General features: G+C 50.1%; 9 protein-coding genes. 5 read left to right on the forward strand and 4 right to left on the reverse strand.

Annotated elements, in window-relative coordinates:
* Positions 1-21: 21 nt before the first annotated feature.
* The 4 genes from FEM33_RS23585 to FEM33_RS23600 all read right to left on the reverse strand — a co-directional run bounded on the left by FEM33_RS23585 (position 22) and on the right by FEM33_RS23600 (position 12534).
* Positions 22-3492: a VCBS repeat-containing protein gene (locus FEM33_RS23585; protein ID WP_139014437.1), complete on the reverse strand. Its 3471-nt coding sequence runs from the start codon at positions 3490-3492 to the stop codon at positions 22-24.
* The gene (locus tag FEM33_RS23590) at positions 3452-4993 is read right to left on the reverse strand and encodes a RagB/SusD family nutrient uptake outer membrane protein (RefSeq protein WP_139014438.1); all 1542 of its coding nucleotides are present in this window, start codon (positions 4991-4993) and stop codon (positions 3452-3454) included. Before FEM33_RS23590 ends, FEM33_RS23585 begins: the two co-directional genes overlap by 41 nt.
* A gap of 21 nt (positions 4994-5014) precedes the next feature.
* Positions 5015-8155, reverse strand: coding sequence for a SusC/RagA family TonB-linked outer membrane protein (locus FEM33_RS23595; protein ID WP_139014439.1), 3141 nt, complete (start codon positions 8153-8155; stop codon positions 5015-5017).
* Positions 8156-8367: 212 nt separating this feature from the next.
* Complete coding sequence (locus tag FEM33_RS23600; protein ID WP_139014440.1) at positions 8368-12534, reverse strand: hybrid sensor histidine kinase/response regulator transcription factor; 4167 nt, start codon at positions 12532-12534, stop codon at positions 8368-8370.
* 190 nt (positions 12535-12724) lie between these two features.
* Here FEM33_RS23600 and FEM33_RS23605 point away from each other — a divergent pair, with 190 nt between their 5' ends.
* The 5 genes from FEM33_RS23605 to FEM33_RS23625 all read left to right on the forward strand — a co-directional run bounded on the left by FEM33_RS23605 (position 12725) and on the right by FEM33_RS23625 (position 20500).
* Positions 12725-13741 carry a glycoside hydrolase family 43 protein gene (locus FEM33_RS23605; protein WP_139014547.1) on the forward strand — a complete coding sequence of 339 codons (1017 nt, stop codon included), beginning with the start codon at positions 12725-12727 and terminating at the stop codon, positions 13739-13741.
* A 107-nt stretch (positions 13742-13848) separates the two neighbouring features.
* The gene (locus tag FEM33_RS23610) at positions 13849-14937 is read left to right on the forward strand and encodes a Gfo/Idh/MocA family protein (protein ID WP_139014441.1); all 1089 of its coding nucleotides are present in this window, start codon (positions 13849-13851) and stop codon (positions 14935-14937) included.
* A gap of 18 nt (positions 14938-14955) precedes the next feature.
* Complete coding sequence (locus tag FEM33_RS23615; RefSeq protein ID WP_139014442.1) at positions 14956-17409, forward strand: glycoside hydrolase family 95 protein; 2454 nt, start codon at positions 14956-14958, stop codon at positions 17407-17409.
* 42 nt (positions 17410-17451) lie between these two features.
* Entirely contained in the window at positions 17452-19377 is a 1926-nt protein-coding gene (locus FEM33_RS23620) for an alpha/beta hydrolase-fold protein (RefSeq protein WP_139014443.1), read from the forward strand.
* A 91-nt stretch (positions 19378-19468) separates the two neighbouring features.
* The gene (locus FEM33_RS23625; RefSeq protein ID WP_229214390.1) at positions 19469-20500 is read left to right on the forward strand and encodes an endo-1,4-beta-xylanase; all 1032 of its coding nucleotides are present in this window, start codon (positions 19469-19471) and stop codon (positions 20498-20500) included.
* Positions 20501-20624: the final 124 nt, after the last annotated feature.

Below are 20624 nucleotides of genomic sequence, written 5' to 3' on the forward strand. Positions count from 1 at the left end.
ATGGCCGTGAAAGGGGCTTTTTTATTGTTTGATCCGGTTTGCAGTAATGCCTTTGGAATGCATGGCTGTCAGTAACAACAGCCGGTTGTGAGGGCCGCGCAGCAAGGCGCTGGAACGAGCGTCGCCTTGCAGCAGCAAGCCGCTTTTGGCAGGATGCTGCGGTGAAAATCCGCCTTTCCCGTTCCCGAGCAGCAACAGTCCGGTCGATGCGTCCTGCCTGCCCATGTTGACTTCATTCGGGAAGAAATTGCCGGTCAGGATCACATCCGGATTCCGGTCTGCATTCACGTCGGTCACCACAATGCCGTATACGGGTGCAACCTGCGCTTCCACCGGCAGGGCTTTTACGGCAAATTTTCCGTTGCCTTGGTTTTCAATAAAAGCGGTTTGTAAAAAGGTTGCCTGCACTTTGCAGGCATCTTTTTTCTCTTCATCGTCCAGTAAGTTATCAAATGTAACTTTGGCATAATCGATGTAATGCGGGAATTTTCTGCGGAACTGGATCACCTGCTGGTTCAGCGCATCGCGCGGAACGCTCGGGTAGGAGACGCCCTGAATAAAGTAGCCCATCAGCGGGTCAAAAGTGCCGTCATGGTTGAAATCCTTGGCCAGCATCGTAATCGGCTCCTTTTGCGATGCATGGTAAAATGTGTTGATACCTTCATTTCCGGCAATAAAATCCATGTCGCCATCGCGGTCAAAGTCGTCCGCCGCCAGACTGTTCCACCAGCCGGAATAAGGCGCCAGTGAATTTTTAACAGATTCCGTTTCCTGTAATCGGGTCTTCTGATTTTTAAAAACACGCACCGGCATCCATTCGCCGGCGATCACCAGGTCGTTCAGCCCATCGCGATCCGTGTCGGCCCATAAAGCGGCGCACACCATTCCGGCAGAGAGCAGCTCGGGGCAAAAGGTTCGGGTTACATCGGCAAATGCCATTTTGCCCGGTTTGGAGTCGTTCCGGAGCAGATAACTACGCGCCGGAAGCGGATATTTGCCCGGAACCATGCGGCCGCCAATGAACAGATCGGCATCTCCGTCCAGATCAAAATCACTGGCAGCCATGCAGGAACCGCTGACCGAAACAGCAGGAAATGTTCCGGCTGGTGCAAGCTTGAAATTTCCGTTGCCGTCGTTCAGATACAGCTGTACTGCATAAAAAGCCTTGTCGGTTTCAGGCCGCTCGTTCCCGCCATTTACGACAATCAGGTCCTGATCCTTGTCGCCGTCCGCGTCAAAAAATGTTGCGGATATATTTTCATGAAGTGAATCCTGTGCAATGATTTTTTTGGTAAATGTTCCTGACGGCTGCTGAAAGTAAATGCAGGGCTTTCCTTTCAGGTAACTTGCCCCGGCAAAAAAATCGTCAAGACCGTCCCCGTTTGCATCGCCGGCTGCCAATGCAAATCCGCTTTTGGAAAGCATCTTGTGCAACGCAGCGGTTTGTTTGAAGTCTATGAAAGCTGATTTCTCATGGGTATAGTCGATTTTCAAATCCTTTGTTACATCCGTAAAAAACGGTTCTGGTGCAGTTTCAGGTTTTTGGGGAACAGCCACGGCATCTTTCTGAAGTAGCTGTAGATGCTGATTTGCAGCTACTTTATAAAGTTTTTGTGATTTCCCGCCCGGCCACGTTACGAGCAGACTGTCTATTGCTCCTGCATTTCCCAGTCCGAAATGCAACCCTGCATTCATCGACGATAAAAAACCGCGTGTAATGTACATTTCAGCAAATTGCGTCTGTTTTCCGTGCCATATCGTTACGCTGCTGCCAAGGCCTGAAAGGTTTCCTTTTTCGCCTTTCAATGTGATGGAAAGAAAACCGGCATTCGATTTTTCCCGGCTCTGGTTCTGGTATATAAAAGGTTCTGAATCAATATTGTTTATGACCAGATCAAGATCGCCGTCACCGTCCAGATCCGCGTAGGCAGCTCCGTTTGAATACGATAATTCATCCAGTCCCCAGGTTTTGGACGTGTTTTCAAAAGCAAGGTTTCCGGCGTTTTTATAAGCATAATTCGGGATTTTTACTTCCGGCACTTTCCCGATCAGTTCCAGTGCATTCTGCTGCTTGAAATTGTTGGTGCCAAAACTTGAAAAATCTTCCTTGAACTGGATAAAATCACGGTCGGTCACATCGCGGCGGTATCCGTTTGTAATAAAAATATCTTTCAGGCCGTCGTTGTCGTAATCGGCGAGGAGCGGCGCCCAGCTCCAGTCCGTTTTGGATATGCCCGCCAGCAATCCGATTTCAGAGAAAAGCGGTGTGCCGGGATTTGTTTTGTCAAATGTGCCGAGGTTGAGTTGCAGCATGTTCCGCATGTATTGCAGCTGATAGCCATATTGTTCCGAAATACTCATTTCCTTGCGGTCGTAATCCTGTCCGGCCAGCATTTTCTTTTGCCGCAGATTATCTTCCGGCAGCATATCAAGCTGGAAAATGTCCGGGTAAGTGTCATTATTAATATCGGCAATGTCCACGCCCATCCCGAACAGGCTGGTATGCGCGGCCGCTTCTTTGATCACATTGTTAAAAAAAGGCTTTGCACCGGCACCTGCATTCAGGTACAGCATATCGCTGCTGATGAAGTCGTTGGAACAATAAATATCCGGGTAGCCATCCTTGTTCAGGTCGCTCACGGCAAGGCCGAGGCCCAGCCCTTCGTATTTGATACCGGCTTCTTTTGAAATGTCCGTGTATTTGGGAAGGCCGTTTTTACCAAATCCTTCATTGATATAAAACCTGCCCGTACTCGGATAGGAACCGTCGTGATAGGTTTTCCGGATAAAATTGGGGTTTTGCAGGTCAGGAGCGGTGTTCATCAGGAAGGCGTCGAGGTCGCCGTCCAGGTCCGCATCAAGGAATGCAGTCTGGGTAGTAAATGCAGGGTCATTCAGCCCGTACGCTTTTGCAAGTTCCTTGAATACAGGCACGCCGTCCGCGCCATTTCCCTGATTGACAAAAAGCAGATTTTCGGAACCGTGCATTTTCACGTGCCGGGCCACGCTGATGTATATATCCAGCAAACCGTCCTGATTGATATCCACCATCGAAATCCCGCTGCACCAACGGCTTGTCGTTACGCCGGCTCTTTCGGTAATATCCTCAAATGCCCATTTCCTGGAAACCGTATCAATTTTACTCAGATACAGTTTGCTGCTCACCTGATTGCCTCCAAAGAAAATATCCGGTTTTCCGTCGCCGTTCACATCTCCGATCCCGACGCCTCCGCCATTGTAAAAGTTGGTGAAAGTAAAGGGATTAATGGAATCGTTGGGCGTAAGTTTATTGATAAAACGTACTTTGGTTTCATCTGCAGTATGACTTAGAAACAAGGTGTCCGTTCTGTCTTTGCAGGAAACCAGTGAAATGAGCAACAGGAATATAATGAAAGAAATGACACCGGTATCTGCCCGGTGCCATTTCGCATTTCCCTTATTGTCGTCAGGATTAATAACCCGGGTTCTGGTCTGTGGCTTCAATTTTCGCATTGTTGTCTACTTCCTGTTGCGGAATCGGCAGGAGTTCATGTCTGTTGGCCTGAAAATAGGCGAGCGGCTCGGCTTTCAGTTTGCCGTTTTTGCGCCATCTCAAAATGTCACGATTGCGGATCTGTTCACCGCTGTGCTCCACCCGGCGCTCATGCATGATCGCGGCAAAAACCTGGTCTTTGGTCGTTACGGGATATTTCGCGGTAGGGTAAGGCGGCATGGAAACGCTTTTCCGCGCCCGGATCATATTCAGGTATTTGACCGCCTGAGGAATGTTTCCGAGTTCATTTTCCACTTCGGCCAGCGACAGAATCGTTTCAGCAAACCGCATGATCCGCTGATTGATCCCGCCGGTCAGGAACGATTCGTTCATTTTGTACATCAGCGAGTATTTCTGCCAGCTTATCTTCTGCGTTACCCCGTCCACAACCGATGCATTGCCGTTTTGCTGTCCGTCCGTAAGGGTAGAGGCGCCTTTGTTATATTTTTCGCCAGTAAAATAAAAGGAATCATCATAGCGCGGATCGGTTTTGGCATCGCCTTTGGTGGTTTTTTCAAAATCGTTCAGCAAACTGTTGGAAGGGATTGCGTTACGCCAGCCAATGGCCGAATATTCCTGTGTGCGCACGGTTTCGGTTCCGGCAGTGGCGCCGTTTCCATCACCGTCCCAGTTGTATACGCCGCCGGAAGGATAGAAATTGACCTCGAAAATCGATTCCTTGTTGAATTCGGTTTCTTCCAGAAAGTTGTCGTTGTAGTTGTCGACCAGCGCATATACATTCGAATTGTACACTTTCAGCAATTCTGTTTTTGCGTCCGCATAATTTCCCTGCTGCAGGAAAACCCGCGCCAGCAGCATTTGTGCGGCACCTTTGGTAACTCTTCCCTGATTTGCCGCGTCGTAAGCAGCCGGCAGCTGTTCCTGAATTTCCTTCAGTTCAGCAATGATGTAGGCATATACTTCCGCTTCCGTCGATCTCGGAAGGTTGCCGTCCAGTGTCAGAACATAATTTTTGTACAGCGGCACGCCGCCCCACATGCTCACCAGTTCATAATAGGCAAAGGCACGCAGAAAACGTGCTTCCGCAAGCAGGCGCGCCTTGTCAGCGGCAGCAATGTCCGCCACTTCGGAAGAGTTGTCAACGACGGAGTTGGCCCGGTGGATCAGCCGGTAATAGGCCAGCCATACGGTTCCCAGAACCGAGTTGCCGCTGTCGTGCGTGCCGAGCAGCAACTGGTTGCGCGGCGTTTCAAGCTGTCCGCCGCCCGCGCTGACATCATCGCTGCGCATGTCATGAAGGAAAAACCATTCACGCGCCACAAGGTTGTTCGATTTCAGCATGGAGTACACACTTGTAACCCCGCTTGTCAGTTCGGCGCCGTTCTTGTAATAATTATCGACCGTTACGCCGTTGGGGTTGCTTTTTTCCAGCACATCCTCGTTACAGGAAAATGCGATGCCCAGAAAAAGCAAAGACGACAGTATGATATTCTTTTTCATTTCAGTGTTTTTCAGATGATGTTAAAAACCAAAACTCAAACCTGCCTGCAGGGTTCTTGGCTGCGGGTACATGCCGTAGTCAATGCCGTTGATCAGCTGGGTGCCCGTGGCCGTAGACGATCCGTTCACGCCAATTTCCGGGTCCAGACCCGAATACTTGGTCAAAGTAAGCAGGTTGGTGGCCGACACATATACCCTTGCCCTTGTAATGGTATTGCGCGTTAATGCCGCCAGACCCTTGGAAGGAATTGTGTACCCGATGCTGAAATTCTTGACACGCATGTAGGAACCGTCTTCGATAAACCGGTCGCTGGTTTTGCTGTTGTTGTTCGGGTCGCCGCTTACGGCGCGGGGCACGTCGGTGTTGGTATTTGTGGGCGTCCATGCATTCAGTACGTCCGTTCCTGCGTTGAATAACCGCAGCATGCCCTGTTCGATCACTTTGGTGCCGTTGTAAATTTTATTTCCCTGAACACCCTGCAGATACAGCGTCACATCAAACCCTTTGTAACTGGCTCCGAAATTACCGCCGTAACTGAATTTCGGAATAAAACTGCCGAGATACTGACGGTCGTTTCCGTCTATCATTCCGTCGCCGTTCAGGTCCTTGAACCGGATATCGCCGGGCGCTGCGGCAGGCTGGTATTTGGTCTGATCGTTACCGTCGATGGCATTGGCCTGGTCAATTTCGGCCTGGCTCTGGAAAATACCATCCACTTTCCATCCGAAAAACGACTGTATCGGATGTCCGGCCTCGGTCTTGGTGATGTCAAAACCGCCGAAATCATCATTTTTTCCGGAGAAAATCGTGGCGCTCTCGGTTGCAAGACTAGTTACCTTGTTTCTGGTTATATCAAGATTTACGGAAGCGTTCCAGGTAAAATCGCCGTCATTTTTATTGTATCCCAACTGGAATTCATAGCCCCAGTTCTTCATTTTACCGATGTTGGACAACGGCGATGAGGAGTAGCCGAGCGAATTGGGAATAGGCACTTCCAGCAAAAGCCCGTCTGTATTGCGGTTGTAGCGTTCGGCTGTGAACGTCACACTGTTGTTGAACAATGCCACGTCAATGCCAAGGTTGGTCATTTCGGTGCTTTCCCATTTCAGTTCCGTGTTGCCGAGCGAGCTGAAATAAGATCCCAGCAATTTGTTTCCGCCAAAAACGTAATTGGAATTGTCGGCCTGCACCAGCGACTGCCATGCGTAGCTTCCGATGCCGTTGAAACCGGTCTGTCCGTAACTTGCGCGAATTTTAAGTTCCGAAATCGCGGGAACACTTTTGAGAAATTCCTCCTCGCTGATGCGCCAGCCGAGCGACAAGGAAGGAAAAGTACCCCATTTGTTGCCGGGTGCAAACCGGGAAGAACCGTCGCGGCGTACCGAACCGCTGAGCAGGTATTTGCCATTGTATTCATAGTTCAGACGGCCCACGTAGGAAATGAGCGCACTTTCGTCCAGTGAACTGTTGGCACTTGGATTGGAAACGCCCTGCATCTGGTCTATATCGTTGTTGGGTCTGTAACCCGAGCCGTTGAGCGTGTTCGTCCTGAAAGTCTGCTTGTCTACGATCGCCGTGATATTCAGCATGTGTTTGCCGAATGTTTTGTTGAAAGTCAGCTGATTGGTGATTACCGGCGAGAAATAACTGGTGCGGCCGTTACGGATTTCATATTGCGTACGCGACTTGTAACCGTCGTTGTAAATCGGGAACTGTTCGTTGGACAATGCACTGACTACATCCGCCCCGAAACTGAAACGGTATTTCAGGAAACTTGTCAGGTTCAGTTCTGCAAACAGGGAACCGAGCAGCTTGATGCGCTGGTTGCGGGTTACGTCCATTTCGGTGATCCGCAACGGATTGTCCGGGTCACTTCCGTCCGCTGCGGTAGGCGAGCTGTATCCGCCCAGTTTGGTCGGGTCGGTAACGGGCCAGTAAGGAAGGTTGCGGATAGCCTGCATCACCAGCGTCCGACCGCCTCCAAAACCCTGTTCGCCGCGCGTTTTGTCATAAGAAAAAGTAAGCGTCTGTCCGAGTTTCAGGAATTTGGTCACCTGATGGTCCGAATTGACGCGGAAATTGGCACGTTTGTAGTTGGTACCCACCAGAATGCCTTCCTGATCAAAATATCCGGCAGAAGTAAAAAAGCGCGATATGCTGTTTCCGCCACTCACCGAAAACTGGTGCTGCTGAATGGGTGCATTCCGGAAAAGTACATCCTGCCAGTCGGTATGTGTTTGTGCAAAAGTCTGCGTTGCTCCTTCGTAAACGGGCTTGTTCAGGTCCGAAAGCCTGCCCGGCATGGCAATGCCGGCATTGCCGAGTAAAGCCGTCGCATACTGAATGTACTGGTCGGTGTTCAGCAGGTCAAGCTTTTTCCAGGCGGATTGCGTGCCAAAATAAGTGTCCAGGTTGACGTGCAGTTTTCCGTCCTGCGATCCTTTTTTGGTTGTGATAATGATCACGCCGTTGGAAGCTCTTGAACCGTAAATGGCCGCCGAACTGGCATCTTTCAACACTTCAAGTGATTCGATGTCTTTCGGGTCGAGGTTGTTAAGGTCGCCCGAAGGAATTCCGTCGATCACGTAAAGCGGACCTGACGCATAGTTGATCGAGCCGATCCCTCTGATGCGTACAATGGGCGTCTGGCCCGGGCTGCCGTTGTTTACGACACGCACACCCGGTACGCGTCCCTGCAGCGCCTGCTCCGCACTCACCACCGGAAGGGCGGTCAGTTCTTTGGGCGATACCGAGGATACCGCGCCGGTCAGCGACGATTTCTTCTGGGAACCATACCCGATCACGACCATTTCTTCCAGCACCTGATTTTCGGCAGCGAGCTTCACCTCCACGCGTGATTGCGTACCTACCAGAATTTCCTGCCTGGAATACCCGATAAAACTGAATACCAGTGTGCTGCTTTCGGAGGGCACATTAATGGTAAAATCACCTTTGGCATCCGTGCTTGTTCCGATATTGGACCCTTTTACCGTTACGTTTACGCCCGGGAGCGCCTCGCCGTCTTCCGAAGTCACCCGGCCGTTTACCAGTTTGTCGGCAGCGATTGCAAATGCCTGATTTGTAGACGCCGTAACCAGCAGAAGCAGCCATAGCCACCACGTCGTTCTCATGAAATGATACCTTTGTAAAGTGTTTCTCATAGGATTATGAAGATGGACTAAAAGAACAAAAACTTGCATTAGTCAAAGGTTAGACTTTTTATGTTCAATGTCAACCTCACACTTTACACATATAACTTTACAGGGATAAAATTGAACATTTGTTCCAGCAATTCATACATTTTTACTCCCGGAACAGTTACTTTCCAAGCGAGTGATTGCGGAGAAAATAAGTTTCGGCCGGGTGATTTCCGTCATGCCGGCTGACTGTTAACCGGTTTAATCTGCCGCCTGGCCTGAATGTATTCCGAAGGAAGCATATTGAATTTTGCCTTGAACGATTTGGTAAAGTAATTGGGCGTGGCAAATCCGGCTGCATAGGAAATCTGGGAAACGTTCAGGTCGCTTTTTTCCAGTAGCAGCGCTGCCTTTTCCAGCTTGATCGTTTTGATAAATTCAATCGGCGTTTGTCCGGTGATTTCAAGAAGTCTGCTGTATAACGTGCCGCGGCTCATGCCCAGCTGTTTACTCAATTTTTCCACACTCAGCTGAGCACTGTTGGCAAGATGTTCATCAATGTAATCCAGAATGTTTTTGAGCAGCTTTTCATTGCCCGACACGATTTGCGGCTCCGGACGCGAAATGGCAATCTGTTTGGAATACGTATTTTTCAGAAGGCTGTTCAGCAGCAGCAGATTATTGATTTTGGCATTCAGGATATCAAAGTTGAAAGGCTTGGTAAGATAATCGCTTGCACCCGAGCTCAGCCCGCGCAACTCGTGTTCCTCGCCGGTCGAGGCCGTGAGTAGAATAATTGGAATGTGGGCCGTGCGTTTGTCGGACTTGATCTTCCGGCTTAATTGGATTCCGTCCATTTCGGGCATGGAAACATCACTGATGATGATCTGCGGATGCAGGGCCAGTGCCTTCTGCCAGCCTTCCAGCCCGTTTGAAGCTTCGATCACTTTATAATAACGTTCCATACTGCTTTTCAGATAATGCCGGAACTCGTCGTTGTCCTCGATGATGAGGATGTCAGGCGATAACTCCGCAGCCGGTTTTGGCTCCGGTAACGTCTCAAATGACTGGATTTTGCGTGCGGTTTGATCCTCCGGTCCGGTTAGTACGACCGGATCTTCAGTAACCATTTTACCGGAAATTTCAACAGGCAGCCCTACCGTAAATGTGCTGCCTTCGCCCGGCATGCTTTCAACCCTGATAAATCCGTGATGCATCTGCACAAATTCCTTCACAATAGAAAGGCCGATCCCGCTTCCCTGGTTCAGTATGGTTGTGGATGAGTCGTTCTGAAAAAAACGTTCAAAGATTTTTTCCTGCTTGTCGGCCGGAATGCCCACACCGGTATCCGAGACTTTGATATACAGCCACTGCGATTTTTCCGCTTCCCCGGAATGTGCAAGCGACAGCATGACTTTACCGCCTCTCGGTGTGTGCTTGAATGCATTGGATAGCAGGTTCAGGACAATGCGTTCGATTTTGTTTGCATCAAAATTCATTTGCAAGCTATCTGTTTCGCTTTCTATTACATACCCGATATCCTTTGCCTGCGATATATAATGAAATGATTCCGCTGTTTCCCTGATAAAAGAAATGATTTCGCCCTGCGCCGTTTCGAGCTGCGATTCGTGTTGCTGCAGGTTTTTGAAATCAAGCAGCTGATCGACCAGATTCAGCAGACGTCGGGCATTGCGTTTGATGCCCTGCAGATGCGGTGTATTTTCGTTCGCTGCAGTGTGCGTCAGCAGCTGATCCAGCGGCGCAAGAATAAGGGAAATGGGTGTCCGGAACTCGTGGCTAAGGTTGGTCAGAAACTTGATCTTCATGTTGTCCAGCTCTCTTTTTCGTTCCGTTTCTTTTTCAAGTTGTTCCTGCCGGAACCTGTTTTTTAGCTTTTGAATACCTCTGTGCCTGATCAGCATCAACGTGCCGAGCAACGCCAGGGCATAAAACAGGTAAGCGTAAACGGTCATGTAAAATGGAGGTTCCACCACGATCTCAATCGACTTGACCGGGCTGTCCCAGTTGCCGTTCTGATTTTTGGCCTGTACTTCAAATTGGTAAGCGCCCGGATTCAGATTGGTGTAACCTGCGGTTCTGGATGAGCCCGCATCATGCCATTCCGCATCAAATCCATTGAGCCTGTAACGGTAAACCGTCTGCGAAGCGTCCGAGTAATTGAGCGCTGCGTAAGTGAGGGTAAAATTCTGTTTGTAGTCCAGATGGATGGATTTTGCGACTGAAATATGTTCGTCCGTTACTGCGGAATCCGCAGGCGTAATGGTTTTGTTGCCGACCCTGAGCTCTTTCAGAATAATGGGTGTGCGGGCATGATATTGTCTCAGTGAACGTGAATCCAGATAGTTAAAGCCCTGAATGCCGCCAAAAAACAGCAGGTTGTCCTGTGTTCGGATGCCGGCTCCCAAAATGAATGTGTTGTTCTGCAGACCATTGTTCTGCGTGAAATTGATGAACCTTTTTGCTTTTTCGTCGAGGTAACTCACGCCCTGATCCGTACTTACCCAGATACGGCCTTGTGCATCTTCGAGAATTTTGTTGATCACGCCGCTGATCAGTCCGGCCTTTTGATCGAAAACCCTAAAGCTGCGCGTTTTTGCATTGAATTTTGCCAGTCCGCCGCCGCCGGTCCCAATCCAGATTTCACCGTTGCGATCCTCGTGAACCGTCAGCACATTGTTGCTCGGCAATGTGCTGTTTTGCCTGTCATAGTGAATGGATCTTTTGCTTCGCGGATCAAATATGGCCAGACCTGTTCCGTGCGAAGCAATCCACATGTTTCCGTGTTTATCCTGCCGAATGTCCCGGATATAGCCGTTCAGCGGAATCATGCGGTTTTCAAGCGGAACGTTCACATCAAAATACCGCTCGAATTTTTGTGTTTCCGGGTCAAAAACATTCACGCCGCCGCCGTTCGTGCCGACCCACAATTTTCCGCTTTGGTCCGCGGTTAAACTGAAAACGTCATTGTTGCCCAGCGAAGCCGGATTTTTATCCTGCGTAAACTGGCGGTATTGTCCCGAAGTAATGTCCAGCACGAAAAGTCCGTCCTGAAAAGTACCGATCCAGAGTTTGCCGGCCGAGATTTCCAGCGACATGATGGCCAGGCCGGAAGTGGTAAGCTGGTTGCCGGGCTCAATCGGGATTTTGGTAAACAAATTGGTTTTGCGGTGAAAAAGGTTTAACCCGCCACCATCCGTTCCTACAAAAAGATCACCATTTTCCTTCTCGGCAAATGAGGTTACAAACGGTGCACTCAGGCCATAGGGATCGTACGGGTCCGAACGTTTGAGTCCGAAAATGGTCAGGTTTTTATCAAATTTATTCACGCCGCCCTTGTAAGTTCCTAGCCAGAAAATGCCTTGTCTGTCGATGAGAATGCTGCGGACCGATTTGTTTGTCAGGGTGAAAGGGGTGCGCATATCCGGAGCGTAGCGGGTTACTTTTCCGGTTTCGGTATGCATCAGGTTCAGTCCGCCATCCGTACAGATCCAGAGCGTTTCCCGGTTTTCGGCGGCAATGGCATAGATCATGTTGCTGCTGATCGTGTGCCTGTCATGGATGTTGTATCTGAAACTCCGGAGCAGTCCGCCGTCGGTATTCAATTGATACAAGCCATTAAAAGTCCCGACCCAGATGTGGCCGGTCTGGTCGCCTGCAATGGTTTTTACCTGACTGGCATGATCCGGCTCATAGCTGATCTTCCGGTAATGGCCGGTTTTGAAGTCATACCGGAACAAACCGGATTCCGTACCGATCCACATATGCCCGGCCTTGTCTTCATATAAACTTAAAATCAGTTCGTTCCGGATCTGCGCGGGAACGTCAGTACGGCGGTTCAGCCGCGTTACCTGGAAGGTGGCCGGATCTACAAAAACCAGTCCTGTTGTAGTGGCAACCCATAATTTGCCGGAGTGATCGCTTGTAATGGCCGAAACGCTTTCATTGACATTGATGCGCACAAAGTTGTCCTTTTTACGATTATATAAATGCAATGAACCCTGAATGGTACCGATCCAGACACGGCCGGCTTTGTCTTCATGCAGGGATGAAATGTCACTGGAAGCCAGGCTGGCCGCGTTTGCCCGGTCGTGCCGGTAAATGGTGAAATCGGTTCCGTCATATTTGTTCAGCCCGTCGTCTGTTCCGAACCAGAGCAAACCGTAGTGGTCCTTCAGAATAGCGTGCACGGTGTTGGACGAAAGCCCGTCCATGGATGTAATTGCGGTAAAGTTCAGTTGCGGATGGCCGGCACCGGCCATGCAAAGGGAGCACAGCCCAAGTAAAAAGTTTACAGAAAAGACAAACAGATATTGCTGGTATTTTGACATCTTGAGATCCGGATTTTTATCCCCATTTTCATGAAAGCGCTGTTTTTTGAACATATGTTGTGTTATTTTCAACAAATATGCTCACCCGGAACATCCGGTGTCGCCTACATTTGCTCATTAATTAATTAAATATAATATCAAAAAAATGATGAGTCGTTGCCACTCTCTAATAAGAAGCAGTTTGTTCCGGAAATATATTTTCAATTCGACAAATAAAACGCTTAAAAATGCGCTGGCACTCGCCATGCTTTCAGGCGCATGTGTTCATCCAGCCACCGGTCAGAATGCTTCTTCCACGATCAGGCCGCTGGTTACAGACTTGTTCACGGCTGATCCTTCGGCGCATGTGTTCAACGGGAAAATCTACATTTATCCATCCCACGACATTGAGGCAAATGTAGCCCAGGACGATGAAGGCGGACATTTCAACATGCGTGATTACCATGTTTATTCAATGGACCATGTGAACGGAAAAGTAACGGACCACGGCGTAGCGCTTGATCTGAAAGACATTCCGTGGGCAGGCCGGCAGTTATGGGCACCGGATGCGGCGTTCAGAAACGGCACTTATTACCTGTATTTTCCGGCGAAAGATAAATCGGACGTTTTCCGGATCGGCGTTGCTACGAGCAAATCCCCGACAGGACCTTTCAAGGCGCAGCCCGAACCGATTCCGGGCAGTTACAGCATTGACCCGGCCGTATTTACGGACACCGACGGAACTTCCTATATGTATTTGGGCGGAATCTGGGGCGGGCAGCTGCAACGCTGGCACACGGGCAAGTATGATAAAAGCTTATCGACCGACCTCGGCAAAGGGCATGAAAACGAGCCTGCGCTGAACGCCAAAGTAGTGCGGATGAGCAAGGATATGCTTTCGTTTGACGAGCCGCTGCGCGATGCACAGATTCTGGATGAAAACGGCAAGCCCCTCCTTGCAGGCGATACCGACCGCCGCTTTTTCGAAGGTGCCTGGATGCACAAGTACAATGGCAAGTACTATTTCTCCTATTCCACCGGCGACACGCATCTGCTGTGTTATGCCGAGGGCAACTCGCCATATGGGCCTTTTACCTATAAAGGGGTGATTATGAAACCGGTGGAGGGCTGGACTACGCATCATTCCATTGTCGAGTTCCAGGGCAAATGGTACATTTTCTATCACGATGCCGCTTTGTCCGGCAAAACACATCTGCGGAACATCAAAGTGCGGGAACTTGTCAGGGAAAAGGACGGATCGATCCGGACCATTGAACCGTAAAATAAATTCCGTTTTTCAGGCAAGATTGGCGTATCAGCAGGCTTTTGTAAAAAGTACTTGCCTGCATTATTGCCAAAACATTATAAAAAGCTTCAATTCTTTACCCTATGCAGATCGAAAGACGCGATTTTTTGTCCACATTATCATTGGCCGGAGCGGCCACACTATTTTCCGGTCATTCACTCCTGGCCTCTACAAATCCGAAAAAAGATAAACTGGGCATTGCACTTGTTGGCCTGGGCTATTACAGCACCGACCTGCTGGCCCCGGCACTTCAGATGACAGAAAAATGTCACCTTGCCGGCATCGTAACAGGCACGCCGTCCAAAGGGGAAGCCTGGAAAACGAAGTACAACATTCCTGATAAAAACATTTACAACTACCAGAATTTCGACAAGATCGCTGACAACCCGGACATTGATATCGTGTATGTCGTGCTGCCGCCTTCCATGCACCGCGAATTTGTAGTACGTGCTGCAAAAGCCGGAAAGCATGTGTTTTGCGAGAAACCGATGGCACCTTCGGTGGCGGACTGTGAAGCAATGATCGCCGCATGCAAGGCCAATAAAGTGAAGCTCGCTATCGGTTACCGCTGCCAGCACGATCCGAATATCCAGGCTTATATGAAAGTGGCCAAAGAGCAGAAATTCGGCAAAGTCAAAATGGTGAACAGTGCCGCAGGTTACTTCGATGCGCGTACCGACCACTGGAAACAGAAAAAGTCGCTTGGTGGCGGCGTTATGGGTGATATGGGCGTGTACGCATTGCAGGGTGCCAGACTGGCAACGGGCGAAGAACCCATCAGCGTGATTGCGCAGGCTTCCACGACAAGGCCCGAGATTTACAAGGAAGTAGAGGAAACCATGATGTTTATGCTTGACTTTCCTAGCGGTGCCCGCGCTGCGTGCCAGACAAGCTTTGGAATCAACATGAATTATTTGCAGGTCAGTTACGAGAAAGGCTGGCTGAAACTGGAACCGCAGTCGGGGTATAATGGCAACAAGGGCAGTATGTCGGACGGTACGGTCATCAATTTTCCGATCAAAAACCAGCAGGCAAAGCAAATGGATGAGGATTGCCTGGCGATTATGAACAATACCGATCTGATTGCGCCGGGAGAAGAAGGTTTGCGTGATATCCGGGTAGTGGAAGCGATTTACAAATCGGTGGCTTCAGGCAAAAGTGTCAGGATATAAACGCGTATGTTTCGATTTATGAGGTTCAGTTTATTTTTATTCTTTTCGTTGATTTTTTCCATAGCCGGCTTTTCGCAGCAGCAGCCTTTGAAACTCTGGTACAATACACCTTCCGGCAAGACTTGGGAAAATGCACTGCCGGTTGGAAACGGCCGGCTGGGCGCTATGGTGTACGGCAATGTATCCGACGAGACCATCCAGCTCAATGAAGCTACTTTATGGTCGGGCGGCCCAAACCGGAACGATAATCCCGCTGCACTGGCTGCATTGCCTGAAATCCGGAAACTGATTTTTGACGGAAAACAGAAGGAAGCCGAAAAGCTTGCGAATCAGGCCATTATTACCAAAAAATCACATGGTCAGATGTTCCAGCCGGTCGGAGAGCTGCATCTGGCATTTCCCGGACATGATCCGTATCAGAAGTTTTACCGCGAGCTGGACATTGAACGGGCAGTTGCCAGAACGACTTACGAAGTGGAAGGCGTGACATTTACCCGTGAAGTCTTTTCCTCTTTTCCGGATCAGGTGATTGTGGTGCGGCTGACTGCCAGCAAACCGGGAAAACTGACTTTTTCGGCATCCTATTCAACGCTCCACAAACAGCCGAAAATTGAAACAGCACCTGCCGGAGAGCTGACCCTTGCCGCCACGGCAGCGGATCATGAAGGAGTCAAGGGAATGGTGAAATTCAAGGCCATGACACGCATCCAGACCGAAGGCGGCAGCGTTTCGGCGAATGACAGCTCGCTTGTCGTAAAGGAAGCGGATGCGGCGACTATTTACATTTCTGTTGCGACCAGTTTTAAAAATTATCAGGATGTCAGCGGGGATGAGCATGCACTGGCCAGTGGTTACCTGAAAAAGGCCGCTGCCAAATCCTACGACGGTATGCTGAAAACGCATGTTGCTGCATATCAGAACTATTTCAGCCGCGTCAGGCTGGACCTTGGCACAACCGACGCAGCAAATCTTCCTGTGGATGAACGCATAAGGAATTTCCGTCAGGCGAATGACCCTGCGCTGGTTGCACTGTACTATCAGTATGGCCGTTATCTGCTGATTTCCAGTTCGCAGCCCGGCGGGCAGCCAGCCAATCTGCAGGGAATATGGAACAACAAGATGCAGCCGCCGTGGGACAGCAAATATACGATCAACATCAATGCCCAGATGAATTACTGGCCGGCTGAAAAAACCAACCTTTCGGAACTGCACGAGCCTTTTCTGAAAATGGTCACCGAGCTTTCCGAAACCGGCCGGGAAACAGCGAAAGTGATGTACGGCGCAAGAGGCTGGATGGCGCATCACAATACCGACATCTGGCGGGCAACCGGCGCAATCGACGGTGCGTTCTGGGGGATGTGGATCGCAGGCGGCGGCTGGACGAGCCAGCATTTGTGGGAGCATTACCTGTATACCGGTGACAAAGATTTTCTTGCCAGAATATACCCGGTTCTGAAAGGTTCGGCCACGTTCTACGCAGATTATCTCGTGGAGCATCCCAAGTATCAATGGCTCGTGACCAATCCGGGCAGTTCACCCGAAAATGCACCCGCCGCGCACGAAGGCTCGTCGCTGGATGCCGGTACGACCATGGACAATCAGATTGCCTTTGATGTTTTCAGTTCGGCGATACGGGCAGCGGAAATCCTGAAAAAAGATGCTGCTTTTACGGACACGCTCCGGCAAATGCGCAAGCGGCTACCGCCCATGCATGTCGGGCAGTACGGACAGTTGCAGGAGTGGCTCGACGATGTGGACGATCCTGAAGACCAGCACCGCCATGTTTCCCATTTGTACGGATTGTTCCCGGCAGTACAGATTTCGCCTTACCGCACACCCGAACTGTTTGCAGCAGCCCGCACTACGCTGACGCACCGCGGCGATGTGTCCACAGGATGGAGCATGGGCTGGAAAGTAAACTGGTGGGCGCGATTGCAGGACGGAAACCATGCCTATAAACTGATTCAGGATCAACTGAGCCCGCCCAGCAAACGGGGCGGCGGGACTTACAACAACCTTTTTGATGCGCATCCGCCTTTTCAGATTGATGGCAATTTCGGCTGCACATCCGGCATTACCGAAATGCTCATGCAAAGTGCCGACGGCGCACTGCATCTGCTGCCCGCACTGCCCGATGTATGGCCGGGCGGAAGCGTTGGCGGACTGCTGGCGCAAGGCGGCTTTGAGCTGGTGAATATGCAGTGGAACGGGTCCAGGCTGACGAATGTAGCAATACGGTCAAAGCTCGGCGGGAACCTGCGGTTGCGCGTGCCCAATGCATTGAAGCCGGTCAGCGGCGGAACGCTGCAAAAAGCCTCCGGCGAAAATCCGAATGCATTTTACAAAACGGAAATAGCAGCCGAACCGGTTGTTTCACCCAAAGCAACCAAAGTACAGCCGGCACTTCAGGAGACATTGCTTTATGATCTGCCTACGCAGGCCGGAAAAGTATACCGTTTTGTAGCCGAATGACTTTTGTCTGAAAATCAACTTATCCTTTTTTTCGCTAAAACCATGCAAAGATTTTTCCTGCCCGCATTAAGTATGCTGCTGTTTGCTGTCACTGCTTTTGCGCAAAAAACGCCAATGGAAATGCCGAAAGGTTATGACACCGTGCGGGAAGGCGCTGCCGCCGGTAAGATCGACACGGTAAGTTATCAGTCGAAAACGGTCGGCAATGCGCGGAAAGCGCTGGTTTACACGCCGCCCGGTTTTTCCAGAAAGAAAAAGTATCCGGTGCTGTATTTGTTGCACGGCATTGGCGGCGATGAAAAGGAATGGCTGAATGGCGGAAACCCGCAGCTGATTCTGGATAATCTGTATGCCGAAAAGAAGATTGAGCCGATGATCGTGGTGATGCCCAATGGCCGGGCCATGAAAGATGACCGTGCTACAGGCAATATCATGGCAGCCGACAAGGTGGAAGCTTTTGCAACGTTCGAAAAAGATCTGCTGACAGACCTGATCCCTTTTATCGAGAAAAAATATCCGGCGCTTACCGACCGCGAACACCGCGCCATTGCGGGATTGTCCATGGGCGGCGGGCAGTCGCTGAACTTTGGATTGGGAAACCTGGACAGGTTTGCGTGGGTAGGAGGGTTTTCCTCTGCACCCAATACCAGAAAGCCCGAAGAACTGATACCCGATCCGGAAGATGCAAAAAAGAAGCTGAAACTGCTCTGGCTGTCCTGCGGCGACAACGACTGGCTGATCACATTCAGCAAACGCACGCACGATTATCTGTTTGAGCATGAGGTGCCGCATGTGTATTATGTGGAACCCGGCGGACATGATTTCAAGGTATGGAAAAATGGTCTGTACATGTTTTCGCAGTTTCTGTTCAAACCGGTGGATGTGGCTTCCTTGCCCAGGTACACCCTTTTAGGAACGCCGGCTTCAACGAATATCCGGTCGGCACAATACCCGCAGATTCTGCCCGACAACCGCGTTGTGTTTCGTACCAAAGCCCCGAATGCGCAGCAAGTGCAGGTCGATCTCGGCAAGAAATACGATATGGCAAAGGATACTGCCGGTTTCTGGACGGTAACAACGGATTCTATCGGAAAGGGCTTTCATTATTACTCACTGCTGATCGACGGCGTGGCGGTTGCAGACCCGGCAAGCGAGACCTTCTACGGAATGGGACGAATGGCCAGCGGCATTGAAATACCTTACCGAAAAGGCGGCTATTATGCATTGCGCGATGTGCCGCACGGCGAAATCAGGATCAGGCAGTATTTTTCAAAAGCCATGAATGCATGGCGTGAAATGTATGTCTACACACCGCCGGGCTATGACGCTGCAACAGAAAAATATCCGGTATTGTACCTTTTGCACGGCGGAGGCGAAGATCAGCGCGGCTGGGCTACACAGGGAAAAACCGGTCTGATTCTCGATAACCTGATAGCCGCAGGCAAAGCAAAACCCATGCTGATCGCCATGCTCGACGGAAACATCGGAATGGCGGGAGGCGTTGCGGGTTTTAACGAGAACGCTTTGAAAATGTTTGAAAATGAGCTGAAAGCCGGTGCGATTCCATTTGTGGAAAGCAACTTCCGTGCAGAAACCGGTCCGCAAAACCGGGCATTGGCCGGACTGTCCATGGGCGGGCTTCAGACATTGTATGCAGGTGTTAAAAACAACGATCTGTTCGCCTATCTCGGCGTGTTCAGTTCCGGCTGGTTTGGCAACAATGCAACCCTTTCGGCATCGCATTATGATTACGCGAAAACAAATGCGGCCACGATCAATTCCAATCTCAGGCAGTTCTGGATATCCATGGGCGGCGAGGAAGATATAGCCTACAAAAACTGTAAAATCATGCTCTCCAAATACGATGAAATGGGGATCAAATACAAATACAGCGAATATCCCGGCGGCCATACCTGGCCAGTCTGGCGGCACGATCTGTTTGAATTTTCGCAGCTTCTGTTTAAATAAATGCAACTTTTAAAGCATTACTTCTATCAAAACAACGATGAAAAAATCAACTATTTTGGGTATCCTGATCTGCGGCTTTGGACTGCCCGTTATGATGCCGAATGCTGTAAACGGACAAGCTGCAAAGACTTTAAAAGAGGCTTACAAAAATTATTTTCCGATCGGTGTGGCGGTGGCTCCAAGAAGCCTGACCGGCCCGGACGCTGAACTGATCACCCGGCAATTCAGCAGCGTTACACCGGAAAATGCCATGAAAATGGGCCCCATTCATCCCGAAGAAAACCGTTACAACTGGCAGGATGCCGATGCAATCGTGGCTTTTGCGCAAAAGAACGGCATGAAAGTTCGCGGCCACACCTTATGCTGGCATAACCAGACGCCCAAATGGTTTTTTACAGACACGGAAGGAAAACAGGTAAGCCGTGAACAGCTGCTGGAACGTCTGAAAAAGCATATTGATGAAGTAGCAGGCCGGTACAAAGGCAAAGTATATGCGTGGGATGTCGTGAACGAGGCCGTGCCGGACACCAGCACAAGCATTTACCGGAAGTCTAAATTCTATGAAATCATCGGGGAAGATTACATTGAGAAAGCGTTTGAATATGCCCATGCCGCTGATCCGGGTGCCAGGCTGTTTTACAATGATTACAATACCGAAAGTGCTGAAAAAAGAGAGAAGATATTCCAGCTTCTGAAAAAACTGAAGGCTAAAAATGTTCCGGTTCATGGCGTCGGGCTGCAAGGGCACTGGTCTATTTACGAACCTACTTCGGAGGAACTGGAAAAATCCATTTCGCAGTTTGCCAGTCTGGGGCTGGAAGTCCAGATTACGGAACTGGATGTTTCCGTGCATCCGAAAGAACATGAGCGGCGCGAAAAAAAAGCATCGGACAACGGTGTACTGACGCCCGAAATGGTCGCAAAACAGACGGCCCAGTACAAAATGCTTTTTGATGTTTTCAGAAAATACAAAGGCACGCTTACCGGCGTTACGTTCTGGAATGTGTCCGACAAAACCACCTGGCTGGACAACTTTCCGGTGCCCGGACGCAAGGATTACCCGTTGCTGTTTGATCAGAACTACCAAACCAAACCGGCATTTGAAAAAGTAGTTGATTTCTAGAGGCGGTCCGAAGTGTGTACGATGTTTACGGAGAGTACGTAAAAATACATTGAAATTACACAGCTGTACGGCGGAAATCCGTTTGGCACAACTGGCAGTTAAACAGCTTCCGGCCGGAATAATC

The sequence above is a fragment of the Dyadobacter flavalbus genome (assembly GCF_006149045.1).
In the GTDB taxonomy this organism is placed as follows: domain Bacteria; phylum Bacteroidota; class Bacteroidia; order Cytophagales; family Spirosomataceae; genus Dyadobacter; species Dyadobacter flavalbus.

Coding starts and splice junctions, on each gene's coding strand:
- FEM33_RS23585 (WP_139014437.1), bottom strand. CDS start 3,492: ATGCGAAAATTGAAGCCACAGACCAGAACCCGGGTTATTAATCCTGAC.
- FEM33_RS23590 (WP_139014438.1), bottom strand. CDS start 4,993: ATGAAAAAGAATATCATACTGTCGTCTTTGCTTTTTCTGGGCATCGCA.
- FEM33_RS23595 (WP_139014439.1), bottom strand. CDS start 8,155: ATGAGAAACACTTTACAAAGGTATCATTTCATGAGAACGACGTGGTGG.
- FEM33_RS23600 (WP_139014440.1), bottom strand. CDS start 12,534: ATGTTCAAAAAACAGCGCTTTCATGAAAATGGGGATAAAAATCCGGAT.
- FEM33_RS23605 (WP_139014547.1), top strand. CDS start 12,725: ATGCTTTCAGGCGCATGTGTTCATCCAGCCACCGGTCAGAATGCTTCT.
- FEM33_RS23610 (WP_139014441.1), top strand. CDS start 13,849: ATGCAGATCGAAAGACGCGATTTTTTGTCCACATTATCATTGGCCGGA.
- FEM33_RS23615 (WP_139014442.1), top strand. CDS start 14,956: ATGAGGTTCAGTTTATTTTTATTCTTTTCGTTGATTTTTTCCATAGCC.
- FEM33_RS23620 (WP_139014443.1), top strand. CDS start 17,452: ATGCAAAGATTTTTCCTGCCCGCATTAAGTATGCTGCTGTTTGCTGTC.
- FEM33_RS23625 (WP_229214390.1), top strand. CDS start 19,469: ATGATGCCGAATGCTGTAAACGGACAAGCTGCAAAGACTTTAAAAGAG.